Annotated in this window: 20 protein-coding genes; 7 read left to right on the top strand and 13 right to left on the bottom strand. The window is 69.5% G+C overall.

Annotation, left to right across the window (positions count from 1 at the left end; genetic code table 11):
- The first annotated feature begins 114 nt into the window (after positions 1 to 114).
- Positions 115 to 438 carry a hypothetical protein gene (locus tag ACFX43_RS08705; protein ID WP_378819514.1) on the top strand — a complete coding sequence of 108 codons (324 nt, stop codon included), beginning with the start codon at positions 115 to 117 and terminating at the stop codon, positions 436 to 438.
- Here ACFX43_RS08705 and ACFX43_RS08700 read toward each other — a convergent pair.
- The 6 genes from ACFX43_RS08700 to ACFX43_RS08675 are packed head-to-tail and all read right to left on the bottom strand — an operon-like array spanning position 414 to position 8,160.
- Positions 414 to 1,100, bottom strand: coding sequence for a response regulator (locus ACFX43_RS08700; protein WP_378819511.1), 687 nt, complete (start codon positions 1,098 to 1,100; stop codon positions 414 to 416). The genes ACFX43_RS08705 and ACFX43_RS08700 overlap by 25 nt on opposite strands.
- On the bottom strand, positions 1,097 to 3,643 hold the full coding sequence (locus ACFX43_RS08695; RefSeq protein WP_378819508.1) for a DUF4118 domain-containing protein: 2,547 nt from the start codon (positions 3,641 to 3,643) through the stop codon (positions 1,097 to 1,099). Before ACFX43_RS08695 ends, ACFX43_RS08700 begins: the two co-directional genes overlap by 4 nt.
- A gap of 8 nt (positions 3,644 to 3,651) precedes the next feature.
- Complete coding sequence (gene kdpC / locus ACFX43_RS08690; RefSeq protein ID WP_378819505.1) at positions 3,652 to 4,263, bottom strand: potassium-transporting ATPase subunit KdpC; 612 nt, start codon at positions 4,261 to 4,263, stop codon at positions 3,652 to 3,654.
- Between the two features lie 14 nt (positions 4,264 to 4,277).
- Positions 4,278 to 6,350 (bottom strand): potassium-transporting ATPase subunit KdpB, encoded by a 2,073-nt coding sequence (gene kdpB, locus ACFX43_RS08685; protein WP_378819503.1) that lies wholly within the window; start codon positions 6,348 to 6,350, stop codon positions 4,278 to 4,280.
- Positions 6,347 to 8,011, bottom strand: coding sequence for a potassium-transporting ATPase subunit KdpA (gene kdpA / locus ACFX43_RS08680; RefSeq protein WP_378819500.1), 1,665 nt, complete (start codon positions 8,009 to 8,011; stop codon positions 6,347 to 6,349). The genes kdpB and kdpA overlap by 4 nt, the downstream gene beginning before the upstream one ends.
- Entirely contained in the window at positions 8,008 to 8,160 is a 153-nt protein-coding gene (locus ACFX43_RS08675) for a hypothetical protein (RefSeq protein ID WP_378819498.1), read from the bottom strand. The genes kdpA and ACFX43_RS08675 overlap by 4 nt, the downstream gene beginning before the upstream one ends.
- 307 nt (positions 8,161 to 8,467) lie before the next feature.
- Between ACFX43_RS08675 and corA the strand changes: the two genes are divergently transcribed.
- The 3 genes from corA to ACFX43_RS08660 all read left to right on the top strand — a co-directional run bounded on the left by corA (position 8,468) and on the right by ACFX43_RS08660 (position 11,337).
- A complete protein-coding gene (corA, locus tag ACFX43_RS08670) occupies positions 8,468 to 9,610 on the top strand; it encodes a magnesium/cobalt transporter CorA (RefSeq protein WP_378819496.1) in 1,143 nt (380 codons plus the stop codon).
- Between the two features lie 17 nt (positions 9,611 to 9,627).
- On the top strand, positions 9,628 to 10,656 hold the full coding sequence (locus ACFX43_RS08665; RefSeq protein ID WP_378819493.1) for a magnesium transporter CorA family protein: 1,029 nt from the start codon (positions 9,628 to 9,630) through the stop codon (positions 10,654 to 10,656).
- A gap of 120 nt (positions 10,657 to 10,776) precedes the next feature.
- On the top strand, positions 10,777 to 11,337 hold the full coding sequence (locus tag ACFX43_RS08660; protein ID WP_378819490.1) for a hypothetical protein: 561 nt from the start codon (positions 10,777 to 10,779) through the stop codon (positions 11,335 to 11,337).
- A gap of 6 nt (positions 11,338 to 11,343) precedes the next feature.
- On the opposite strand, the gene ACFX43_RS08655 is transcribed toward ACFX43_RS08660, so the two are convergent.
- Complete coding sequence (locus ACFX43_RS08655) at positions 11,344 to 12,186, bottom strand: acyl-CoA thioesterase (RefSeq protein WP_378819487.1); 843 nt, start codon at positions 12,184 to 12,186, stop codon at positions 11,344 to 11,346.
- A gap of 136 nt (positions 12,187 to 12,322) precedes the next feature.
- Between ACFX43_RS08655 and ACFX43_RS08650 the strand changes: the two genes are divergently transcribed.
- Positions 12,323 to 13,537 (top strand): acetyl-CoA C-acetyltransferase, encoded by a 1,215-nt coding sequence (locus tag ACFX43_RS08650; RefSeq protein ID WP_378819485.1) that lies wholly within the window; start codon positions 12,323 to 12,325, stop codon positions 13,535 to 13,537.
- A gap of 46 nt (positions 13,538 to 13,583) precedes the next feature.
- Here the strand turns inward: ACFX43_RS08650 and ACFX43_RS08645 are convergent, their stop codons facing one another.
- A complete protein-coding gene (locus ACFX43_RS08645) occupies positions 13,584 to 14,063 on the bottom strand; it encodes a MarR family winged helix-turn-helix transcriptional regulator (protein WP_378819482.1) in 480 nt (159 codons plus the stop codon).
- Between the two features lie 208 nt (positions 14,064 to 14,271).
- Here ACFX43_RS08645 and ACFX43_RS08640 point away from each other — a divergent pair, with 208 nt between their 5' ends.
- Positions 14,272 to 15,567: an MFS transporter gene (locus ACFX43_RS08640; protein ID WP_378819478.1), complete on the top strand. Its 1,296-nt coding sequence runs from the start codon at positions 14,272 to 14,274 to the stop codon at positions 15,565 to 15,567.
- A gap of 81 nt (positions 15,568 to 15,648) precedes the next feature.
- On the opposite strand, the gene ettA is transcribed toward ACFX43_RS08640, so the two are convergent.
- The 5 genes from ettA to ACFX43_RS08615 all read right to left on the bottom strand — a co-directional run bounded on the left by ettA (position 15,649) and on the right by ACFX43_RS08615 (position 23,000).
- Positions 15,649 to 17,331 carry an energy-dependent translational throttle protein EttA gene (gene ettA, locus ACFX43_RS08635; RefSeq protein ID WP_378819475.1) on the bottom strand — a complete coding sequence of 561 codons (1,683 nt, stop codon included), beginning with the start codon at positions 17,329 to 17,331 and terminating at the stop codon, positions 15,649 to 15,651.
- Positions 17,332 to 17,412: 81 nt separating this feature from the next.
- Positions 17,413 to 17,964: a single-stranded DNA-binding protein gene (gene ssb / locus ACFX43_RS08630; protein WP_378819472.1), complete on the bottom strand. Its 552-nt coding sequence runs from the start codon at positions 17,962 to 17,964 to the stop codon at positions 17,413 to 17,415.
- Positions 17,965 to 18,276: 312 nt separating this feature from the next.
- Positions 18,277 to 19,929, bottom strand: a complete 1,653-nt coding sequence (locus ACFX43_RS08625; RefSeq protein WP_378819470.1) for a GTP-binding protein — start codon at positions 19,927 to 19,929, stop codon at positions 18,277 to 18,279.
- A gap of 42 nt (positions 19,930 to 19,971) precedes the next feature.
- Complete coding sequence (locus ACFX43_RS08620) at positions 19,972 to 21,837, bottom strand: dynamin family protein (RefSeq protein WP_378819467.1); 1,866 nt, start codon at positions 21,835 to 21,837, stop codon at positions 19,972 to 19,974.
- Positions 21,834 to 23,000 carry a PrsW family intramembrane metalloprotease gene (locus ACFX43_RS08615; RefSeq protein ID WP_378819464.1) on the bottom strand — a complete coding sequence of 389 codons (1,167 nt, stop codon included), beginning with the start codon at positions 22,998 to 23,000 and terminating at the stop codon, positions 21,834 to 21,836. Before ACFX43_RS08615 ends, ACFX43_RS08620 begins: the two co-directional genes overlap by 4 nt.
- Before the next feature lie 124 nt (positions 23,001 to 23,124).
- On the opposite strand from ACFX43_RS08615, the gene ACFX43_RS08610 reads away from it, so the two are divergent.
- A complete protein-coding gene (locus ACFX43_RS08610; RefSeq protein WP_378819461.1) occupies positions 23,125 to 24,549 on the top strand; it encodes an aminopeptidase P family protein in 1,425 nt (474 codons plus the stop codon).
- The last annotated feature ends 13 nt before the right edge of the window (positions 24,550 to 24,562 follow it).

Here is a 24,562-nt window from a genome sequence, read left to right as displayed (position 1 = left end):
CCTCATCCGAGCCTCGCGGGAAGGCGTAAGGATTCCGTCAAGATTACGCAGGGCTGGTGTCAGAGGAGCGTCCAGACCCCCGTCGGAGCCCAATCATGGGCTCAGGCTGGAGAAATGGAGCTGTTGGAGAAGGTCACGGCGGTACGCGCCGGAGCGGCGGCCGCCATGCTGCTGGTGGCCACGGCGGTCCTCACCGTGGCCGGCGTCGGCTTCTCGGCTTGGCTGATCACGATGGTCGCCATGAGCACGGGGGCCGCGCTGATGTTGACCGTTCCGTACGCCCTGCTGCTGGCGTTGACCGGTTGGGGGCTGGTCACCGGGTTCGCCGTCAACACCGGCGGGCAGCTGACCTTCGCCGCCAGCGACCTGCGCCACCTGGCGCTGCTCCTGGTGCTGGGGGTCGTGGCCTCGCTCTACTCCCCCGGGTCCAGGGTGTAACCGACCCCGGAGGTGGTGACCAGGTAGCGCGGATGCGATGGGTCGTCCTCGAGCTTGCGGCGCAGTTGGGCGGCGTAGACACGCAGGTAGTGGGTCTCGCGCGCATACGCGGGACCCCAGACCTCCTTGAGGATCTGCTCGCGCGGGACCAGCCGGCCCACGTTGCGTGCGAGCAGCTCCAGGAAGGACCACTCGGTCGGGGTGAGGCGTACGTCGTTCCCGGCCTTGTGCACCCGCTTGCGGGCGAAGTCGATCTCCAGGTCGCCGACGGCGAGGGTGGTCGCGGCCGGCGGCGCTGACTCCTGGGAACGGCGTACGGCAGCTCGCAGCCGCGCCATCAGCTCGTTCATCGCGAACGGCTTGGTGACGTAGTCGTCGGCGCCCAGGTCGAGCGCCTCGATCTTGTCGTCGCCATGCTGGCGGGCCGAGAGCACGACCACCGGCACCTGGGTCCAGCCCCGCAGCCCCTCGATCACCTCGGTGCCGTCCAGGTCCGGGAGACCGAGGTCGAGAAGGACGACGTCGGGGTGGGTGGCCGCGGCGGCGGCGAGCGCCGAGCGGCCGTCCGTCGCCGTCTCGACCTCCCAGCCGGCGGCGCGCAGGTTGATGGCGAGCGCCCGCAGCAGCGCGGGCTCGTCGTCCACGACGAGTACGCGGCTCACCTCCCACTCCTCGCGCGCGGCACCGCGACGACCATCGTCAGGCCGCCTCCAGGGGTGTCCTCGGCCGAGAGCCGGATGCCCAGCGCCTCGCTCAGGCCCCTGGCCACGGCCAGACCGAGCCCCAGCCCGCCGGCCGAGGTGTCGTCGAGACGCTGGAACGGCTCGAACATCCGGTCCCGCTGCTCCTCGGGCACCCCAGGTCCGCGATCGACGATCATCACCTCCACAGTCTCCGGTGTCTCGTGCGCGAGTACGCGCACCGGCTCGCCGGCGTTGGGCCCCTGACGGCTGACTCGGACCGCGTTGCTGACCAGGTTGGCGACGATGCGCTCGAGCAGGCCCGAGTCGGTGCGTACGAGCGGGGTGTCCTCGCCGACCTCGAAGGCGATCGACCCGGGCGGCAGGCCGGCGACCGCCAGCGGCAGCGACTCCTCCAGGCTTACGTCCCGCATCGCGGGGTGCACCAGACCCGCCTCGACCCGGGAGAGGTCGAGCAGGTTGTCGATGAGCGCCTCGAGCTGGTCGGCGGAGGTCGCGGCCGACTCGACGAGCTCCTTGCGGTCCTCCTCCGGCACCCTGCCCACGAGCAGACCGTCGAGGGAGGCCCGCATCGTCGCCAGCGGCGTACGCAGGTCGTGAGAGACCGCTCGAAGCAGGGCCGTCGAGGTCTGCTCCGCCCGCTCGAGGGCGAGGGCGCGGTCGGCCTGGTCGCGCAGTCGGCGATGCTCCAGCACCAGCGACGTCTGGACCGCGAAGGCCTCCAGGACCCGTCGGTCGCGTGCCCGGAGCGGGGTGCCGCGCAGGACGATCACGTGGGTGTCGTCGACGGCCACCTGGGCGTCGCCCTGGTCCGGGTCTGCCGGGTAGCCGATCCCGGCACCCGCCAGCCGCACCCATCCCTGCGGTGTCTCCTCCAGCAGGACCACCGCCTGCTGGGCGAAGGTCTCGCGCACCCGGTTCACGACCGCCTCGGCGGTGTCCTGGCCGGTGAGCACCGAGCGGGACAGTGCTCCCATCGTCGCCGCCTCTCCCCTGGCCTGGCGTGCTTCGGCCGCTCGCCGGGAGGCACGGTCGACGACAGTGGCGACGCCGACCGCGACCGCGACGAAGATCATCAGCATCACCAGATTGCGTGGCTCGGCGATGGTGAAGCGGTGTACGGGCTGGGTGAACCACCAGTTCAGATGGGCGAACCCGGCCAGGGCGGCGACCACCGCGGGCCAGCGCCCGCCCACGAGCGCGACCAGGACGGTGGCGGCGAGCAGCAGCATGCTGGCCAGCGGGAGCTGGTCGGAGATGTCGCCCTCGATGCCGTCGTTGTGGAGCAGCCAGACCAGAGCCGAGGGCACCAGGAGCGCGCTGAGCCAGCCCAGGGTCTGCCGGGTGCGGCTGAGCGGTGAGCCGAGGCCGCCGCGGGCCCGCGAGCCGCGGGCGATCTCGTCGTGGGTGACGAGGTGTACGTCGATCGAGCCGGCCGCGGTGGCGATCCGGTCTCCGGTGGTGCCGGTGAAGAGCCTTCGCAGCCGCCCGTGGCGGGAGACGCCGACGATGATCATGGTGGCGTTGGCACCGGTTGCGAAGTCGACGACGGCGGTCGCCGCGTCCTCGCCGACGACGCTGTGGAAGGTGCCGTCCAGCGACGCGGTCAGCGCCTGGACGCGCTCGATCGACCCGGTCTCCGGCCTGGCCAGCCCATCGGCGGTGACCACATGCACCGCCAGCAGCTCGGACCCCTTCGCGCGCTGGCACAGCCGGGCCGCTCGCCGCAGCAGCGTCTCCGACTCCGGGCCGCCGGTGACCGCGACCACGATCCGCTCCTTGGTCGGCCAGGGGTGCTCGATCCGGTGCTCGCGGCGGTAGTCGCCGAGCGCGTCGTCGACCCGGTCGGCCAGCCACAGCAGCGCCAGCTCGCGCAGCGCGGTCAGGTTGCCGACCCGGAAGTAGGACGTCAGGCTCGCGTCGATGTTCTCGGGCTTGTAGATGTTGCCGTGGGCCATCCGCCGCCGCAGCGCGTCGGGCGCCATGTCGACGAGCTGGATCTGGTCGGCGGTGCGGACCACCTCGTCGGGCACGGTCTCCCGCTGGCGTACGCCGGTGATGCGTTCGACCTCGTCGTTGAGCGACTCCAGGTGCTGGATGTTGACGGTGGTGATCACGTCGATCCCGGCCGCCCGGATCTGCTCGACGTCCTGGGCCCGTTTGGTGTGCCGGCTGCCGGGCACGTTGGTGTGCGCGAGCTCGTCGATGCAGACCACCTTCGGGTCGCGGGCGATCACCGCCTCCACGTCGAGCTCGGTGAAGGTCGCGCCGCGATAGTCGATCTCCCGGCGCGGGATCACCTCGAGCCCCACGATCTGGCGCGCGGTGTTGCTGCGGTCGTGGGTCTCGACGAACCCGACGACCACATCGGTCCCCCGCGCCTGGCGCCGCTGCGCCTCGCCGAGCATGGCGTACGTCTTGCCGACGCCTGGCGCGGCTCCGAGATAGACGGTCAGACGGCCCCGCTTCCGCGGGGACCGTCCGTCCGTTGACGTGGTCTGCACGTCCCTATTCAACCTCTCTGCGCGCGCACCGCGATGTTGAGCTCGAGCACATTGACCCGTGGCTCACCGAGGACCCCGAAGGTCCGGCCGTCGGTGTGCTCGGTCACCAGCGCCGTCACCGCCCCCTCCGAGAGCCCGTTGGCACGGGCCACCCGGGACACCTGGAGGGCTGCGTAAGCCGGTGAGATGTCCGGGTCGATGCCGGATGCGGAGGTGGTGACGGCGTCGGCGGGGACCTGGTCGACCGAGACGCCCTCGCGCGCGGCGATCTCGCGCTGGCGCTCCGTGATCGCCTTGACCAGGTCCGGGTCCTCCGGGCCGAGGTTGGAGCCGTAGGTGGACAGCGTGTCCCAGCCGTCACCAGCCGCGCTGGGGCGCGGATAGAAGAGCCCCTCGTCGTCGTTCCCCTGCCCGATCAGGGCCGAGCCGACCGCCTCGGCGGGGTCGTCGGTGTGCGCGCCGGTCTCGGTGACCAGGGAGCCGTCGGCACGCCATCCGAAGGCGGTCTGGGCGACGCCGGTGACGACGAGCGGGTAGGCGATCCCGCACAGCAGGGTCGCGGCGATGAGCACGCGGAGCCCGGCGAGGGAGTGACGTAGCAGTGCAAAGAGATCAGACATGTTCGGTTCCTTGGTCACAGTCCTGGGATGAGGGAGATGACGAGGTCGAGCAGCTTGATGCCGACGAACGGCACGATCAGGCCGCCGACCCCGTAGAGCAGCAGGTTGCGGCGCAGCAGGGCCGAGGCCGAGGACGGCCGGTAGCGCACGCCGCGCAGTGCCAGCGGGATCAGCGCGATGATGATCAGCGCGTTGAAGACCACCGCGGAGACGATGGCCGACTCCGGCGAGGAGAGCCGCATGATGTTGAGGACGTCCAGCGCGGGGAAGGCGCCGACGAACATCGCGGGCAGGATCGCGAAGTACTTCGCGACGTCGTTGGCCACCGAGAAGGTGGTCAGCGCCCCCCGGGTGATCAGCAGCTGCTTGCCGATCTCGACCACGTCGATCAGCTTGGTCGGGTCGGAGTCGAGATCGACCATGTTGCCGGCCTCCTTGGCCGCGGTCGTCCCGGTGTTCATCGCGACACCGACGTCGGCCTGCGCGAGCGCGGGCGCGTCGTTGGTGCCGTCGCCGCACATCGCGACCATCCGTCCGCCGCGCTGCTCTTGGCGGATCAGCGCGAGCTTGTCCTCCGGCGTCGCCTCGGCGAGGAAGTCGTCGACGCCCGCCTCCTTGGCGATCGCCGCGGCGGTCGCCGCGTTGTCGCCGGTGATCATGACCGTCTTGATGCCCATCGCGCGCAGCTCGTCGAACCGCTCGCGGATGCCGTCCTTGACGACGTCCTTGAGATGTACGACGCCCAGCACCCGTGCCGGGTCGCTGTTGCGGTGCTCGGCGACAACGAGCGGCGTGCCACCGGTCTCGGCGATCTCGGAGACGATCACCGCGGTCTCCGGAGGCACCTGGCCCCCGTTCTCCTTGACCCAGGCCGTCACCGCGGAGGCGGCGCCCTTGCGTACGCTCAGGCCGGGGCTGTCCAGGCCGGACATCCGGGTGGTGGCGGAGAACTCGACCATCGTGGCCTCTGGCGGCCCGCCCATGGAGCGACCCACGAGAGTCAGGATGCTGCGGCCCTCGGGAGTCTGGTCGGAGAGGCTGGCCAGGACCGCTGCGTTCTCGGCGCCGGTCAGCGTGACCCCGGTGACCGGGATGATCTCGTACGCCTGCCGGTTGCCGTACGTGATCGTGCCGGTCTTGTCGAGCAGGAGCACGTCGACGTCACCGGCCGCCTCGACGGCCCTTCCCGACATCGCCAGAACGTTGCGGCGTACGAGCCGGTCCATGCCGGCGATGCCGATGGCGCTCAGCAGCGCACCGATGGTGGTCGGGATCAGGCAGACCAGCAGCGCGGTCAGGACCAGCCAGGACTGGTGCGCGCCGGAGTAGCCGGCCAGGTAGTAGAGGCTCCAGCAGACGACCACGAAGATCGCGGTCAGGCTGGTCAGGAGCACGTTGAGCGCGATCTCGTTCGGCGTACGCTGCCGCTCCGAGCCCTCGACGAGGGCGATCATCCGGTCCACGAAGGAGTGGCCCGGGTCGGAGGTGATCCGGACGACGATCCGGTCCGAGAGGACCAGTGTGCCGCCCGTGACCGCTGACCGGTCGCCGCCGGACTCGCGGATCACCGGGGCGGACTCGCCGGTCACCGCGCTCTCGTCGACGCTCGCGACCCCCTCGATGACGTCGCCGTCACCGGGGATACGCTCGCCGGCCTCGACCACGACGACGTCGCCGGCACGCAGGCTGGTGGAGGCGACGACCTCCTCGGCACCACCGAGACCACCCTGCAGGCGGCGCGCGGTGGTCTCGGTCTGCAGGGCACGCAGGCTGGCCGCCTGGGCCTTGCCGCGACCCTCGGCGACCGACTCGGCCAGGGCACCGAAGACGACGGTGAGCCACAGCCAGACGGTGACCAGCCAGCCCATCACCGATGGGTCGAGGACCGACATGACGGTCGTGGCGGCCGCACCGATCTCGACCACGAGCATGACGGGCGTCGCCACCAGCTTGCGGGGGTCGAGCTTGCGCAGCGCCCCAGGCACCGCTTCGGCGATCTGCTTGGTCGTGAGCACCGACGGTGCCGCCTCGACATGGTTGTGGTGCTCGGTGTCTTCTTCACGGGTACGTACGGGGGTCTGGGTCATGACAGGGACTCCACGATCGGGCCCAGCATGAGAGCCGGGACGAAGGTCAGGCCGACGACGACCAGCGCGACGCCGGTCAGCAGGGCTACGAAGAGCGGGCGGTGGGTGGGCAGGGTGCCGGCGTTGTCCGGCAGCCGGTTGGCGGTCGCGAACCGGCCCGCCAGGGCGAGCACGAAGACCATCGGGACGAACCGGCCGAGCAGCATCAGCATCCCGAGCAGCGTGTTCCAGAACGGGGTGCCCGAGGTGATGCCGGCGAAGGCGGATCCGTTGTTGTTCGAGGCTGAGGTGACCGCGTACAAGGCCTCGGAGAGACCGTGCGGGCCGTCGGTCGAGAGGCCTGCCAGCCCGGCCGGAGCGGTCAGCGCGATCGCCGCGCCGACCAGCACCAGGATCGGGGTGGTCAGGATGTAGACCGCGACCAGCACCATCTCGTCGCGGCTGATCTTCTTGCCGAGGTATTCAGGCGTACGTCCCACCATCAGGCCGCACAGGAAGACCGTGACCACGGCGAGCATGAGCATGCCGTAGAGACCGGAGCCGACACCGCCCGGCGCGATCTCGCCGAGCATCATGCCGAACAGTGCGACGCCGCCACCGGGTGCGGTCAGGCTCTCGTGCATGCCGTTGACGGCACCGGTCGAGGTGCCGGTGGTGGCCGCGGCGAAGAGCGCCGTGGCCGCCTCGCCGAAGCGGGTCTCCTTGCCCTCCATCGCGGCTCCGGCCAGCTGCGGGGCGGTGCCGGGGCCGGCCATCTCGGCCCAGGTCAGCAGGGTGATGCCGACGATGAGAAGGGTGCCCATCGTGGCCAGCACCGCGCCCCCTTGGCGCTTGTCCTTGACGATCAGGCCGAAGGCCCAGGCCATCGAGAACGGCAGCACGAGCAGCGCCCAGATCTCGAGCAGGTTGGTGAACGGGTTGGGGTTCTCGAAGGGATGGGCGGAGTTGACGTTGTAGAAGCCGCCGCCGTTGGTGCCGAGCTCCTTGATCGCCTCCTGGCTGGCGACCGGGCCGCCGGTCAGGGGCTGGGTGCCGCCGGTCAGCGTGGTCATCTCGTGCACGGCGTGCAGGTTCTGCACCGCCCCGGCCGCGACCAGCACGATCGCGACCACGAACGCGGCCGGCAGCAGAACGCGGACCGTCGTACGCACCAGATCGACCCAGAAGTTGCCGATCCTCCCCTGGCTGCGGGTGCGGGCGAGCCCGCGCGCGAAGGCGGCGGCGACGGACAGTCCGACCGCGGCGGAGACGAAGTTCTGCACCGCCAGCCCGGCCATCTGGATCAGGTGACCGGTGGCCGCCTCACCGGAGTACCACTGCCAGTTGGTGTTGGTCACGAACGAGACCGCGGTGTTCCAGGCACCGTCGCTGGGCAGCGGATCGAAGCCGCCATCGAGCGGCAGCAGGTTCTGCAGCCGGCCGAAGGCGAAGAGGAACAGGATCCCGGCCAGCGAGAAGCCCAACGCCGACATCGCGTAGGAGCGCCAGTGCTGGTCGGCCTCAGCGTCGACCTTGAGCGCCCGGTAGGCCACGGCCTCGGCGCGCAGGTGCTTCGGGCTGGTGTAGATGTGGGCGAGATAGCGGCCGAAGAGAGGGACCGCGAGGGCCAGCGCCGCGATCAGGACGACGATCTGCAGGACGGCGGCGGCGACGGGGCTCATCGGCTCACCGCCCGCGGCTCGGTCTCGGTGGGGGCGGCGCCGGTGTCGGTGTCGGCGGGCTGGCCCAACCGCCGGTCGATGAGACCGACGAGCGCGGCGAGCCCTGCGAAGGACACCAGCGTGATGAGGATGTAGACGAGATCTAGCACGACTTCATTGGAGCCCCGCCTGAGGCCGGTCAGGTCCGGCCTTGACGGTTCCCTGACGGCGTACGCCTCACGATTGACGCATCCTTGACCGGGGGCGCCTACCATGTGCCGGTGCGGACGTGGCTCCGCGCGGACATACAGGCAGTCGGTTTGCACCGGGAGCGAGGGAAGAGGAGGTGGCTGAGATGGACGGCCAACCTCCGAGTACCACCTCGCCCTGACCGGTCCGGCCACCTGGAGAGCGTGCCGGGCTGGTGCGTCGCGTTCCCGCGTCGCGATCCCGCTCGCATCATCCCCGGAGGCCATCATGTCCGAGCACCCGTTCAAGTCCCTGCGCGCACTCACCAAGCAGCGCCGTTCCGACCCCCCGACGACCCCGTCGCTGCATGGCGGAGGCGGTCGGTCCTCGACGCCTGAGCCGGCGGCTCGCGGCAGCATGATCGACAGCGCCGTCTACGTCGGCGGCGACCGGGTCGACTCCCCCTCCACGCTGGCCGAGACGTACCGCTCGCTCCACGACCACGACGATGCGATGGCCTGGATAGGTCTCTACCAGCCCAACCAGCACGAGCTGGCCTCGCTGGCCGAGGAGTTCGGCCTGCACGAGCTCGCCGTCGAGGATGCCATCCTGGCTCACCAGCGGCCGAAGATCGAGCGCTACGACGAGACGCTGTTCGTGGTGCTGCGGGCAGCCTGGTACGTCGACGAGACGGAGAACATCGACTTCGGTGAGCTGCACCTCTTCGTCGGTCCCGACTTCGTGCTCACCGTCCGGCACGGCACCCAGCCCGACCTCTCGCCGGTCCGCCGCCGGATGGAGAGCAACCCCGACCTGCTCCGGCTCGGTCCGGAGGCGGTGCTGTACGCCATCCTCGACCGCGTCGTCGACGGCTACGCGCCGGTGGTGGCCGGACTCGCCAACGACATCGACGAGATCGAGACCGAGATGTTCCGCGGCGACACCCAGGTCTCCCGTCGCATCTACGAGCTCTCCCGCGAGGTGGTCGAGTTCCAGCGGGCGACCCGGCCCCTGCTGGGCGTCGTACGCTCCCTGGCCGCCGGGTTCTCCAAGTACCGCACCGACGAGGAGCTCCAGCGCTACCTGCGCGACGTCGAGGACCACGTGATCGGGACCGTCGAGCAGATCGACGAGTTCCGCAACCTGCTGCGCGACATCCTGACTGTCAACGCCACCCTCGTCGCGCAGCAGCAGAACGAGGAGATGAAGGCGCTCAGCGAGCTCAGCGTGCAGCAGAACGACGAGGTCAAGAAGATCTCCGGCTGGGCAGCGATCCTGTTCGCGCCCACGCTGGTCGGCACGGTATACGGGATGAACTTCGACTTCATGCCCGAGCTGCAGTGGCGCTACGGATATTTCATGGCGCTCGGGCTGATGCTGACCGTCAACGTCGTCCTCTATATCCTCTTCCGCCGCCGCAACTGGATCTGAGGAGAGGCCCCCCACACATGATCGTCTACGCACTGCGCCCGACCGGGCTCACCGAGCACGTCCCGAAGGAGGTCCCCGATCTGCTCGACGAGCCGGACACCGTGGTGTGGATCGACGTGCCGCAGTGCGACGAGGCGGCATCCGAGCAGCTCGGACAGTGGTTCCCCTTCCACGCGCTCGCTCTGGGCGACTGCATGGCCCGCAACCACATCTCGAAGTTCCACTTCTACGAGGACCACGTCTTCACGGTGCTGCACGCCCCGAAGCTCGGGACCGGTGGGCACGTCCACTACGTCGAGCTCGACCAGTTCATCGGCGCGAACTACCTGGTCACCGTGCACGGTCCGGTCAACCCGGTCGTCGCGCCTGAGGTGGCCCACATCGACACCGACCACGTGCGGCGGCGGATCCTGAAGGGCGACGTCGCCCTGCGTACGTCCTGGGACCTGTCCCACGCCATCGCCTCATCGATGATCCGCCGCGAGACGCAGCTCGTCGCCGACCTCGCCCGCGAGTCCGGGCGGATCGAGCAGCAGGTCACCGATGACGACCCCGACGACGATCCGGCGACTCTTCTGGAGGACCTGTTCCAGGTCGGTCACGCACTGCTGACCGTACGCACCATCGCCACGCACAGCGCCGAGACATGTCGCGCGGTGGCGCGGCGCGGGACCGGACCGGTCGCGGGCCTGGCGGCACGAGCGGCCGAGCTGGCCGACCGGTTCGACATGGTGCGCACGATGGCCGACGGGCAGGGCGAGTTCGTGCGCGGAGTGATCGACTTCTACCAGGCTCGCACCAGCACTCACCTGGCGCTGGCCACCGAGGAGCTCGCCGCCACTTCGGTGCGGCAGAACGACGACATGCGCCGGATCTCGGCGTGGGTCGCCATCATCGCCGCTCCGACCCTGGTCACCGGCTTCTTCGGTCAGAACGTCCCCTACCCCGGCTTCGGTCAGCTCAGCGGCTTCATCGTCTCGAGCGGCATCATCGTGGTCGCCGCGATCGTGCTGTACGTGCTGCTCAAGGCCAGACGCTGGCTGTGATGCGGGGCCGGCTGAAGAAACGCTGACAAAGGTCCCGCTTCTCGACAACCGACGCAAGCACTGGGAGGCTACTGGACTCAAGCAGAACATTTAGTTGACCAGAGCGCTCTCGGAGGACGCATGCGGGCAATTCAGCGGGCTATCGTCGGAGTCGGGCTTGCAGTCGTCGCCCTCGTCGCGATGGCACTGCTCATCGGAGGGATACGGTCGATCGGACCGGACCAGTCGAGCCGGCCCGCGCAGCAGGCGACCGGCCTGGAGACCCGGCTCGCCGATGGCCCGACCGGTCCGCCCGAGCCCATCGACGCCGCCGAGGACACCTCGGTCGGCACGCTGCCCCCTCCCCCCGACGCCTCGCTCGCCACCCAGCTCGCCTCCCGTGACCTGCTCGCGCCGCCCGAGTCCACACCGAACGCGAACCAGCCCACCGAGGGCAGCACGCTGAGCGCCCGGAAGACGCGCGGCGGCGAGAAGTCGGACGAGACCTCAGGTCAGGTCCCGGCCATGCCCAGCCAGGACTTCACCGCGACCCAGGACGGCTGGGACTGGAGTCAGTGGGACCCGGATGGCTGGTACGGCGACCGCGACAGCGACGACGGCGACGACTGCCGGCGCGACCAGCACTATGAGCACCGCTACGACCGCCGCGACGACTGCGACGATGACGACCGGCGCGACTGAGGCTGCCTAGAGCACGCTCTCGACGGCCGCACGCACCTGCGGGCTGGGCTCGATGGCCTTCCCGGACTCCAGGTCGTAGAAGACCAGCGTGACCTGCCCGCGGGCGAGCCTGAGGTCTCCGTCGGCGATCTCGGACTCGATCGTCATCGACTTGGTGCCCAGCCGAGAGACGTAGCTCCACACGTCGTACGGCTCCGAACGGGCGAGGACCGGTGCGTGGTAGGTGACGTCGGTCTGCGCGACCACGACGGACGGCCAGCCTTCGATGCCGTGGTGCGACCTGAGCCGCATCATCAGTGCCAGCCGCGACTCCTGGAAGTACTCGAAGTACTTCACATTGTTCACGTGCCCGTAGGCGTCGACGTCGGAGAAGCGGACGAAGAGCGGGAAGCGCCCGTCCTCGAGCCGTTTCGGCTCGCCCAGGGCGAGCGGCTTCGGCGACCATTCCTCCGGGTAAGCCTCGAGGTACGGCTGGAGGTTGGCCTTCTCCTCGGGCTTGAGCCGGCGCGGCGACTCGGTGGCGAAGACGTACGGCGCCAGGACCGTGCTCGCTCGCAGGAAGACCTTGCGGGTGCCGTCGGCCTGATCGCGGAAGATCTCGTAGGCCATCGTGAAGCTGGCCGCCCGGATGTCGGTCACCCACGACTCGACGTAGACCGGCGTGAAGTCGAAGAGCAGTGGGGCGACGTACGTGACCTGGTGGCTGGCCACCACGACTCCCTCGGCCAGGCCCTGGGTCTGCGGGCTCCGGGCGTGCGTGCGCAGCATGTCCACGCGCGCCTCTTGGAGGTAGTCGACGTAGACGACGTTGTTGACGTGGCCGAGCATGTCGAGGTCGGCCCAACGCATGGGGCATTCGTAGAGGTGGCGCACGTGGCCGATCCTTCCAGATCATCTTGGGCACTGGGCCTGGCGACCAGACGCTGTCCGGGCGAGTATGGTGTCGACCACAGTTCTACCTACTCATCAGTAACCGGGAGTCTTCATGCCTGAGGCAGTCATCGTCGCCGCCGCCCGCACCCCGATCGGGCGAGCCAACAAGGGATCTCTGAAGGACTTCCGTCCCGACGACCTTGCCGCACTCATCACCAAGGAAGCCGTCGGCAAGGTCGAGGGCCTCGACCCCAACGACATCGACGACCTGCTGCTCGGGTGTGGTCTGCCGGGCGGCGAGTCGGGCAACAACATGGGCCGCGTGGTCTCCGTGCTGAACGGCTGGGACAAGGTGCCTGGCGCGACCATCACCCGCTACTGCTCCTCCTCGGTGCAGACCTCGCGGATGGCGCTGCACGGGATCAAGGCCGGCGAGGCCGACATCATCGTCTCGGCCGGTGTCGAGACCGTGTCCCGCTTCTTCAAGGGCACCTCCGACCACCTGCCCGACACCGTCAACCACCTCTTCGACGACGCCCAGTCGCGGACCACCGCGACCGCCGCGTCCAACGAGAAGTGGCACGACCCGCGTGAGGACGGCCTGCTGCCGGACGTCTACATCGCGATGGGCCAGACCGCTGAGAACCTCGCCACCTCGCGCGGCATCTCCCGCCAGGAGATGGACGAGTTCGGCGTACGCTCCCAGAACCTCGCCGAGAAGGCCATCGCCGACGGCTTCTGGGCCCGCGAGATCACCCCGGTCACCACCCCCGACGGCACCGTCGTCTCGGCCGACGACGGCCCCCGCGCGGGCGTGACCCTGGAGGCCATCTCCGGCCTCAAGCCGGTCTTCCGCGAGGACGGCACCGTCACCGCCGGCAACTGCTGCGCCCTTAACGACGGCGCAGCCGCCGTCGTGGTCATGTCCGACACCAAGGCCGCCGAGCTCGGCGTCACCCCGCTGGCCCGGATCGTGTCCACCGGCGTCTCCGGCCTCTCCCCCGAGATCATGGGCCTCGGCCCGGTCGAGGCGACCCGGAACGCGCTCAAGTACGCCGGCATGTCGATCGGCGACATCGACCTGGTCGAGATCAACGAGGCCTTCGCGGCCCAGGTGATCCCGTCCTACCAGGACCTCGGCATCGACATCGACCGCCTCAACATCAACGGCGGCGCCATCGCCGTCGGTCACCCCTTCGGCATGACCGGCGCGCGCCTGCAGAACACCATGCTCAACAGCCTCGACTGGCACGACAAGACCACCGGTCTGATCACCATGTGCGTCGGCGGCGGCCAGGGCATGGCGATGATCCTCGAGCGCATCTGATCTCCCCGCCGAGTCGGCGCGTTATAACGCGCCGACTCGGCAGATCTCAGCGCATCTCGATGCCGGGGCGGTCGCTGATCAGATGGTCGGAGACGGCGTTCATCACTCGACCCAGAGCCGCGAAGTCTTCCTCGCTGACCAGATCGATGAGGTAGTCGCGTACGCCGGTGACGTGGACCGGAGCCGCCTCGCGCAGCAGCTCGAAGCCACGGTCGCTGAGAGTCGCGACGACGCCGCGGCCGTCCTCGGCCGAGTTGCGGCGTTCGACCAGCCCGGCACGCTCCATCCGGGTGATCGTGTGCGTGATCCGGGAGCGCGAGTGGGCCAGGGAGTCGGCGAGCTGAGCCATCCGCATGGCACCGTCGTTCTCGGAGAGGCGGACGAGGATCTCGTACTCCGGGAGCGAGATGTCGAAGCGGGTGCGTAGGTCGGCGTCCAGGCGGTCATCGAGCAGGGTCATCCCCATCATCAGCGCACGCCAGGAGCGCTGTTGCTCTTCGTCCAGCCACCGAGTCTCATCACCCACGGGGCATTACGTTAGCCCTGTCTCCGGGCCGTTCCATGCACTGGCACCCCTTAACGGCGAGGAAGTTGTCGATTCGCAACCGGGACGACAGCCCTGAATCAGCCGGGACCATCGAATGAACCGGGCCGGGACCTATGGCCCCAGCCTCGGGATCCGGGGCTCGAGAAACAATTCGCCACCGTTCCCGGGTAAAGGCGAAGATTGTGCGGTGTCGACTCCCCCTGCTCTCGGTCTCCGTGACTTCCTAGCCGCACTTCCACGCGAGGGCCGCTGGCTCCTGTCGACGGTCGCGATCCAGCTCCTCGGTCGCGGCATGACGCTGCCGTTCACGATCATCTACCTGCATGAGGTACGCGGCTTCGACCTCGGTCTCGCCGGCACCCTGATGGGCCTGATCGCCATCGTCGGCTTCGTGGTCACCGGCCCGGCGGGCAGCCTGATCGACAAGTACGGAGCCCGTCCCGTCATCCTCGGCGGCCTGGTGTGTGCGATCGCCGGTGACGTGATGCTCGCCTTCGCCACCACCCCGGTGCTCGCTGGTGCGGCGCTGTGCCTTCTGGGCGTCCAGGCCGGGGTGTCCTGGCCGGCCGCGAACGCCCTGGTCGCCACCGTGGTCGAGGGTGAGCTGCGGCAGCGCTACTACGGGGTGAACTTCGCGCTGATCAACCTCGGCATCGGCGTCGGCGGCGTCATCGGTGGTCTCTTCATCGACGTGAGCCGGCCCGAGACGTTCACCTACGCCTTCCTCGCCAATGCCGCCACCTTCACGATCCCGGCCCTGGTCCTGCTCGGCCCGCTGCGTCACCTGCACGGCCGCGCCGCACGTCCTGCTGCCGACGAACCCGACGCCACCGCGTCGTACGCCACGATCCTGCGCCGTCCCGAGGTCATCTGGCTGGTGGTGATCGGGGTGCTGCTCTCGACCTTGGGCTATGGCCAGATCGAGAGCGGGTTCCCGGCCTACTCGCGTCAGATCGCCGAGGTCTCCACTCGCGTCATCGGGTTCGCATTCGTGGTGAACTGCGCGGTGATCGTGCTCGCCCAGTTCTGGGTGATGAACCGGGTCAGCGGCCGGCGCCGCACGCGAGTGCTCGTCGCCACCGCCGCGATCTGGGGCCTGGCCTGGGTGGTGTTCGGGGCGACCGGTCTGGTGCCCGGCTCCGTCGCGGCCATCGTCGGCGTGGTCGCCTTCCAGGGGATCTTCTTCGCCCTCGGCGAGACGCTGATGCAGTCGGCCTACCCCGCCCTGACCAACGACATGGCGCCCGACCATCTCCGCGGGCGCTACAACGCGATCAACTCCGCCGCGTTCCAGACCGGGGCGATCATTGGCCCGATCCTCGCCGGGTTCCTGCTCGAGCACGGCCAGTCGACGGCGTTCATCGTCCTGATGGTGGTCGGCTGTGTCGGCATCGTCGCCGCCTCGATGCGCCTGGAGCGCCGGATCACCCCCGCCGTGAACGGCGTACGCCCGGCAGAGACCCAGGAGCCAGCCACCCTGTGACAAATGCGCCGAGTCGGCTCGTTGTGACGAGCCGACTCGGCGTGGGTTTTGGTCAGAACGCGCCGACTCGGCGCGGGTTGGTCAGTCGCGGGTGAGGCGACGGTGGGTGACGCGGTGGGGGCGGGCGGCCTCCTGGCCGAGACGCTCGATCTTGTTGGCCTCGTAGGACTCGAAGTTGCCCTCGAACCAGAACCACTCGCCCTCCTTCTCCTCGGTGCCCTCCCAGGCGAGGATGTGGGTGGCGATGCGGTCGAGGAACCACCGGTCGTGGGAGGTGACCACGGCGCAGCCGGGGAAGTCGAGCAGCGCGTCCTCGAGCGAGGAGAGCGTCTCGACGTCGAGGTCGTTGGTGGGCTCGTCGAGCAGCAGCATGTTGCCGCCCTGCTTCAGGGTGAGCGCGAGGTTGAGGCGGTTGCGCTCACCACCGGAGAGCACGCCGGCCTTCTTCTGCTGGTCGGGACCCTTGAAGCCGAAGGAGGCGACGTATGCCCGCGAGTTCATCTCGAAGTTGGCGACCTTGATGAAGTCCAGGCCGTCGGAGACGACCTCCCAGACGTTCTTGTTGGGGTCGATGCCGCCGCGGCTCTGGTCGACGTAGGAGATCTTCACCGTCTGGCCGACGTTGAGCTCACCCGCGTCGGGCTTCTCGGAGCCGGTGATCATCCGGAACAGCGTGGTCTTGCCGACACCGTTGGGGCCGACGATGCCGACGATGCCCGCACGCGGGAGCGAGAACGAGATGTCGTCCCACAGCGTGCGGCCCTCGAAGCCCTTGACCAGGCCCTTGGCCTCCATCACCACGTCGCCCAGGCGCGGGCCCGGCGGGATGTTGATGTCGGCGGTGTCGATCTTGCGGGCCTTGTCGGCCTCGGCGGCGAGCTCCTCGTAGCGAGCCAGACGCGACTTAGACTTGGTCTGGCGGGCCTTGGCGTTGGAGCGGACCCACTCCAGCTCCTTCTCGAGCATCCGGGCGCGCTTGGCGTCCTTGAGGCCCTCGACCTTGAGACGGTCCTTCTTGGTCTCCAGGTAGGTGGAGTAGTTGCCCTCGTAGCCGTGGATCGAGCCGCGGTCGACCTCGGCGATCCACTCGGCGACGTTGTCGAGGAAGTAACGGTCGTGGGTGACCGCCAAGACGGCGCCCTTGTAGCTCTTCAGGTGGCCTTCCAGCCACTGCACCGACTCGGCGTCGAGGTGGTTGGTGGGCTCGTCGAGGAGCAGCAGGTCAGGCTCCTGCAGGAGCAGCTTGCACAGTGCGACGCGGCGGCGCTCACCACCAGAGAGGTTGTCGACGAGCGCGTCGCCCGGAGGGCAGCGCAGCGCGTCCATGGCCTGCTCCAGCTTGGAGTCGATGTCCCAGGCGTTGATGTTGTCCAGGAAGGTCTGGAGCTCGCCGGTCTCGGCCATCAGGGCGTCCTGGTCGGCGTCGGGGTCACCCATCTCCATGTAGGCGTCCTCGAGCCGCTTCATCTTCGTCTTGATCTCGCCGACCGCCTCCTCGACGTTCTCGAGGACGGTCTTGCCCTCGGTCAGCGGCGGCTCCTGCTGAAGCATCCCGACGGTCGCGTCCTGGTCGCGGACGATGTCGCCGTTGTTGGGATGGTCCAGCCCCGCCATCAGCTTGAGCAGCGAGGACTTACCCATGCCGTTCGGGCCGACGACGCCGATCTTGGCACCGTGCAGGAACGAGAGGGTGACGTTGTCGAGGACGACCTTGTCGCCATGGGCCTTGCGCACATTGCGCAGGGAGAGGATGTAGTCGGCCATGGTGCCCACCCTAATGAGGGAGAGGCACGCCGGTACAACCGGCGCACCCCGCCACCGGGCCCGGCACCCGCCCGGCTCACATCAGGCCGCCACAGAGGCGGTGTCCTGAGCTTGTCGAAGGGTCTCCGTCTCATCAGTCGCCTCGCCATCGTCCGCGGTTGCCGGCTTCTGGTCCCACGGGTCCGCGCCCGGCGCCCGCCAGCCGGCGAGCGGGTCGCCCTCGGGGTCGTCATCGCGGGGTTCGGGGGCGGGGGCGGCGGCCGCAGCCAGGGTGCGCGGGTTGCGCGAGAGGCTGCTCATGCCGCGGTTGAGGTCGTGGCCGACGACGGTCGCCTCGACCTCGAAGGTGTTGACCTCGAGCCCGTCCTTGTTGACGTAGCTGCGGGCCGAGAGCCGTCCCTGGACGACCACGGGGTCGCCCTTGCGCAGCGAGCGCCCGACGTTCTCCCCCAGCTGACGCCAGGCACTCACCGAGAACCATTGCGTCACGCCGTCGCTCCACTCTCCGGTGGACCGGTTGAGCTTCCGCGGTGTGCACGCCATCCGGAAGTTCGCGACCGAGAACTCACCGACGCTCCGCACGACGGGGTCGGCGCCGACGTTGCCGCGCAGGGTGATGATCGAGTCGTTCATCGTAGTCTCCTCAGAGTTCGCGCCCGCCTGATGCGGGCCTCGGAGACAACCCTGCGCTCGACCACCGACAGTTCCGGGCGGCGTACGTCCGCCTGTGGACAACCCCGGATCGAACCGTGCCTGTGGACAGTGATCGGCCCGCTGGTGGCGCGTCCTGGAAGGTCCTGGATGCTTGGCGTCGTCAGGGTGCGTGCATCGCAAGGCGGCGTCGCGAAGTCATACCGGGCGTCTTTCGAGCGGCGCCAACGCCGCGAGGTGCGTGCCATGGCGGCGCGAAGCGCCTAGGAACTTCTGGGACGCGCCACTTGCTGGTCAGCGCAGCGCTTTGGCCACCCCGTGCCGAAGGGCGGTGTAGGCGGCCAGCTCGGTCTCGATCGGATCGACGACGAGCTCACGGGACACGTCGGCGACCGCCGTACGCAGCCGCGCATCGGCCGCCCGCGCCCGCCGTCGAGCGGTGCTGATCACCAGCAGATGGCACACGGCCCACAGCACCAGCCCGAGCCCGACACCCCCGATGAAGAGGACGTACGGCAGCTCGACACCGGCGACAGAGGGCGTCACGTCGCCGATCTGAGCGGCTCCGGAGAGAAGCAGCGCCACCGACCACACCAGCCCGACGGTGGCGAGGATGATGAGGAGCCACTGGAGCGCCTTGACCAGCCCGGTCCACAGCGGCAGCCGCTCGGCGTTCAGGTCGACTCCACCGACCGAGGCGTCGAGCCGGTCGGCGAGGTCATCCATCCGCGAGACCGATGCCCGCCGGATCGCGTCGCGCCACGGCGAGGCGAGCCCGGCGCCGGCCTCGTCGGCCAGCTGACGCACCTCGGTGTCGACCCGCGCGCGCTCGACGGCGGTGGTCTGCGGCAGCGAGGTCCGGGCGCGCCCGGCCAGCTGGGTCGCCTCCTCCCCCAGCGCCAGGTGAAGCCGCTTCAACGGATCCGGCTTCAGCCGGGAGACCCACGAGACCAGCGGCCAGCCCGTGGCCGCGCCGGCCCGGGTGCGTACGGACCGCTCGACCGCGTCCACCACGGTCGGCACCCCGGCGGCCTCGGAGATGGCGTCCTCGAGGGCCTCCACCCGGGGCTTGGCCAGGGAACGCGGCTTGGCGTCACCGGACGCCTTGGCGAGCTTCACGGCGGCGGTCTTGATGTCGGCCGAGAGCCGGGACTTGTTGGCCCGCTTCGCCGCTGCCCGCTGGGCGATCTCGGTCTTGAGCTGCGGGATCCCCCAGCCGAGCTTGGCCGAGACCGGGATCACCGGGACGTTGCGCAGCCCGTCCTGGTCGAGCAGGCGGCGTACGTCACCCAGCATGGACTCACGACGGTCCTCGGGAACGCGGTCGATGTGGTTGAGCACCACGACCATGATCTCGGAATGGGTCCGGAGCGGCTGCAGGTAGCGGTCGTGGATGGCCGCGTCGGCGTACTTCTGCGGGTCGAGCACCCACACCAGCATGTCGGCGAGCTCGACCAGCCGGTCGACCTCGAGATGGTGGGAGACCTCGGTGGAGTCGTGGTCGGGCAGGTCGAGCAGCACCACGCCGTCGAGCTCGTGCCCCTCACGGCGGGTGTCGAGCATCGAGTCGCGGGTGGTCTGGTGACGCTCGGGGATGCCCAGCCACTCGAGGAGCTCCTGAGCGCCCTCCGAACCCCACACGCAGGCGGTCGCCCACGAGGTGGTCGGGCGACGGACACCGACGGCGGAGAGCTCCAGCCCGGTCAGGGCGTTGAACGTGGACGACTTGCCCGACCCGGTCGCCCCCGCGACCCCGACGACCGTGTGGTCGGCGGAGAGCTTGAGGCGTCCCTGAGCCTTGTTGACCACGGCGCGCGCGTCCTCGACGAGTCCGTCGTCGAGGCGTCCCGTCGCCGCCACGGTCGCGGCGGTCAGTCCGTCCAGCCGATCACCGAGGTCTCCACCTCGGCTGACCAGGTTCTTTGCACCTTCGAGCAGGCCGCTCAAGGATCCCCCTTCCCTTCCTGAAAAAGCTCAGTCTGACAAGTCTCAGTCATCGCCGCGCTGGCTGGCGAAACGGGCGTCGCCGACCTTCCGCGCAGCGTGCCGCAGTCGCTCCGGTGCACCATGGTCGATCTGCAGCGCGTCGACCTGACCCGTGTAGCGCGCACGCTCCTCGTCGACGAGCCCCACGATGCGTACCTCCAGCGCCTTGCGCGCCCGGGAGGCGAGCCCGCGCACGGCTTGGTCGCCGAAGACCGCCTCCAGCAGCTTCTGGCCGAGCAGGAGGGTGCCACCGGCGATGCCCACCTCGGCACCGACGAGCGCTCCGCCGGTGGAGGCGAAGACGACCACCATCAGCGCGACGCCGAGGCCGTTGACCCCGTAGGAGAGGAACTTCGCGGTCGTACGTTTGTCCTGACCCTCGCTGCGGACCATGTCGAGCACGTCCTGCTGCCAGTCTCGCACCGCACGCTCGGCCTTGGGCCGCAGCGCACGCGAGGCTCGGCCGAGGTCGGCGGGGCCGGCGGCGAGCAGCCCGCGTCCCGCGGGACTCATCTGCCAGGCCGCCTCTGCCCTCTCGGCAGCCGCCTCGCACTGCTCCAGGATCAGCATCTCCAGGCCGCCCTGTACGGCCGCGGTCACCCGTTCGGCCTGCTGGGGCTTGCCCTTGATCGAGCCGAGGATCTTGTCTCGAAGCATCCCCACCTTCGTCTCGAGCGCCTTGAGGATCTCCCCGCTGCCGACGAACTCCTGCCAGCGCGCGAGCACCTCGCCACGCAGCAGCGTGCCGTCGGCGGTCGCCGCCATGATCGACTTGAGCGCCTCGTCGTAGGCCATGTCCGCATCGGTACGCAGCCGCTGCGCGGCCTCTCCCTGACCGTCCGCGGTGTCGGCGATCGGGTGGACCTCCAGGGTCAGCGCCCGCACCGCACCGTCGAGTGTCTGGGTGACGACCTGGTGTCGCGCGGTGGCGTCGTCGGCGAGCATGTCGAGCCAGGCGCGTACCTCGGCGACGTGCTCGGCCGGAAGCAGCCCTTGTTCGGAGACCTCGCCCTCGTGGACGATGAAGAGCGGTGAGTCCTTGAGCCCGCGCGAGGCGAGCATCCGCGCCAGGTGGCCGGCGACGGTCTGGACGGCCTCGGTCGGAGTGCGATCGAGCACCACGGCCACCGCGGTGGAGCGGTTGGCGGCGAGCTGGAGGAACTCCCAGGGCACCTGGTCGGCGTAGCGTGCGGCCGAGGTGACGAAGACCCACAGGTCGGCCGCGGCGAGCAGCTCGGCCGCGAGCACCCGGTTGGCCTCCTCGACCGAGTCGACGTCGGGCGCGTCCAGGATCGCCAGGCCGGGGTGGAGCCGGTCGCTGGCGACCAGCTGCAGCGCGCCGGGGTCGTTGGTCGGGTGGTTGACCCGCTCCAGCTCGGGAAGCAGGCGGTCCTGGCCGAACCAGCGGCCGTCTTCGGGGTTGTGCACCAGCACCGGCGAGCGGGTCGTCGGCCGCAGCAGCCCCGGCGTGGTCACCTTGGTGCCGACCAGCGAGTTCACCAGCGTCGACTTGCCGGCGCCCGTGGAGCCGCCGACGACCGCGAGGAGCGGCGCGTCGATGGTCATCATCCGCGGGATGACGTAGTCCTCGAGCTGCTCGACCATGTTCTGCCTGGCGGCCCGCTGCTCGTCGGCGCCGGGCAGGTCCAGCGGCAGGGTCACCTCGGTCAGCGCCTGGTGGAGCTGGATGAGCGAGGTCACCATCCGGTTGCTCTCGCCGCCGGACGCCTCGATCTCGGCCCGGGCGGCCTCGAACTCGGTGGTCGGCTTCTCCGCGAGCATCCCCGCGGTCAGCGCCTCGTAGGCCGCCGGCCGCGTCTCAGGAGCAGGCTCCGGCGCGTTGTCGTCGTGTCTGTTGTCTTCACTCATCCGGTCATCACCTGCCCGCTCGGGAACGCGATGTGTGGACGTACCTCACTGATGCGGTCAACGTATGCCCTCCCCCGGGCGGCGAAGTCGGGCGGCGGGTTGCCGCGCAGGAATCGCCAGTGCAAGTATCCGAGCTCGATGGCAGCCTGCTGGTATTCACGCATGGCCGCAACCCCCTGAGCCCCTCCGTGGGTCGACGCGAACCTCCGCGCCTGCTCCCGGCGCCGCAGATCGACCACCCAGCCGATGTCGGTGTAGGGAATCAGCCCCCGTTGGGCGGCGTCGGTCAGCGACCGGGTCAGCACGATCCGCTCGGACTTTCGCCGCCACACCGCGAAGACCACCATCGAGACGAACGCGGGCACCATCACCACGACGTACGCCAGCAGGAACCCGGCCCCGTCGTAGAGCAGTGTCGAGCCGTTCCAGGTGCCGTGGGCGAGCACCGCGATGGCGTAGCCCAGCAGCGGTGCCACGACCTTGAGCCAGCGCTTGCGCGTCACCACCGCGATGCCGATACCGATGCCGGTGAAGGCGGTGAAGAGCGGGTGCGCGAAGGGGCTGAACAGGCAGCGCATCACGAAGACGGCGGTGAACTCGCCGATGTGTCCTGTGGAGCTGTCGCCCATGCCGGGCGTGCCGTTGTAGGTGCCGCCCAGGTAGAGGATGTTCTCGGTGAAGGCGAAGCCGATGCCGACCATGCCGGCGTAGACGATCCCGTCGAGCACCCCGTCGAGGAGGTGGCGACGCCAGACCAGCAGCACGAAGAGGAACAGACCCTTGGCCGCCTCCTCGGTGACCGGAGCCACGATCGCGAGCTGGGTCGGCTGGCTCCACCCGGCGAGCAGCGCCCCGACGCTCTGCACGATCAGCGCGGCGGCAACCGCGACGAACGCGCCCCACCCCAGGCCGAGCGCGAGCAGCGACTTCGGCTCGGGTTCGTAGCGATCCAGCCATAGGAAGGCATAGACCAGCGGCACCACCGGGATGGCCGCGAAGAGCACTCCCAGGATCGCACCGGTCGGGGCAAGATGGTCGTTGACGACGCTGGTGCTGAGCAGAACGATGCCGAGCACCGGCAAAGAGGTCAGCACGACAAGCACGCCCACCACGATGGTGAACGTGCGGTTGCTTCTCGTCGGATCCTTCGGGATCGCCCCCATGCGCGCCAGACTATCGGGCGTGCGGACCGCACGTGCGACCCGACACCGATCGAGACGTCCCCGCCACCCGCGTGGCCTGGGAACTCACGAGCGTTGTGGATCCGGCGCGGCGTACGATTCCGGTATGACGGACAAAGGCGCCCCCACTCCTGCAGACGACCACACCGAGAGCCACGACCAGACGGTTCCGGAGGCGTGGTCCAAGTTCATGAGGGAGGGCTGGGACGACCGCGAGGTCGAGGTTCCCGAGCATCCGATCACGCCGTGGGCGGCCGCCCGCCGGGAGCGCCTCTCGGGCATCTTCCCGGGTGAGCGCCTGGTCGTCCCGGCCGGCACCTACAAGGTCCGCGCCAACGACACCGACTACCGCTTCCGCGCCGACACGGCGCACGTGCACCTGACCGGCAACCAGACCTCCGACGCCGTCGTCGTGATCGAGCCGGACGGCAGCTCGGTCCTGTACGCCCGCCCGCGCAGCGGCCGCGACACCGACGAGTTCTTCCGCGACCGGCAGTACGGCGCGCTCTGGGCCGGTGCGCGTCCCTCGGCCCGTGAGCTCTCCGACTCGCTGGGCATCGAGGTACGCCACGTCGACCAGCTCGAGTCCGACCTCTCCGGCAACACCCCGACCCGCGTCCTCCGCGGAGTCTCGGCCGACGTCGACAAGCTGGTCGCCCCGGCCGAGGCCTCCCGCGACGAGGAGTTCGCCAAGGCGCTCTCCGAGCTGCGCCTGATCAAGGACGAGTGGGAGCTCGGCGAGCTCAAGGAGGCCTGCGACATCACCGTGCGCGGCTTCACCGACGCGGTGCGCGAGTGGGACCAGGTCCTGAAGCACGGCGAGCGCTGGATCGAGGGCACCTTCTTCCGCCGCGCGCGTGCGGAGGGCAACGACCTCGGCTACGACTCGATCGTCGGTGGCGGGTCCCACGCCACCACGCTGCACTGGATCGACAACGACGGCCCGATCGTCCCCGGTGAGCTGGTGCTGCTCGACATGGGCGTCGAGGGCCACAACCTCTACACCGCCGACATCACCCGCACCCTTCCCATCTCCGGGACCTTCACGCCGCTGCAGCGCAACCTCTACGAGCTCGTCTACAAGGCCCAGCAGGCCGGCATCGAGGCGATCCGCCCGGGCGTGACCTTCCGGGCCGGCCACTTCGCCGCGATGGAGATCCTCGCCCACGGTCTCGACGACCTCGGTCTGCTGCCGGTCTCGGTCGACGAGGCGCTCTCCGAGGACAACAAGACCTACTCTCGCTGGACCCTCCACGGCGTCTCCCACATGCTCGGCCTCGACGTCCACGACTGCGCCTCCGCGTCGAAGGAGGCCTACATCGAGGGACCGCTGCAGGAGGGCATGGTCCTCACCGTCGAGCCGGGCCTCTACTTCCAGAAGGAGGACAAGCTCGTCCCCGAGGAGCTGCGCGGCATCGGCATCCGCATCGAGGACGACATCGTCGTCACCAAGGACGGCTCCGTGAACCTCTCCGCCGGCCTGCCGCGTACGGCCGACGACGTCGAGGCGTGGATGGGTCAGCACCTCTGAGAGGCGAGTGTCG

It is taken from the genome of Nocardioides sp. YIM B13467 (genome assembly GCF_042788075.1).
In the GTDB taxonomy this organism is placed as follows: Bacteria; Actinomycetota; Actinomycetes; order Propionibacteriales; family Nocardioidaceae; genus Nocardioides.
Note: the sequence above shows the minus strand (reverse complement) of the source record. Positions and strands in the feature narration are given on the sequence as shown.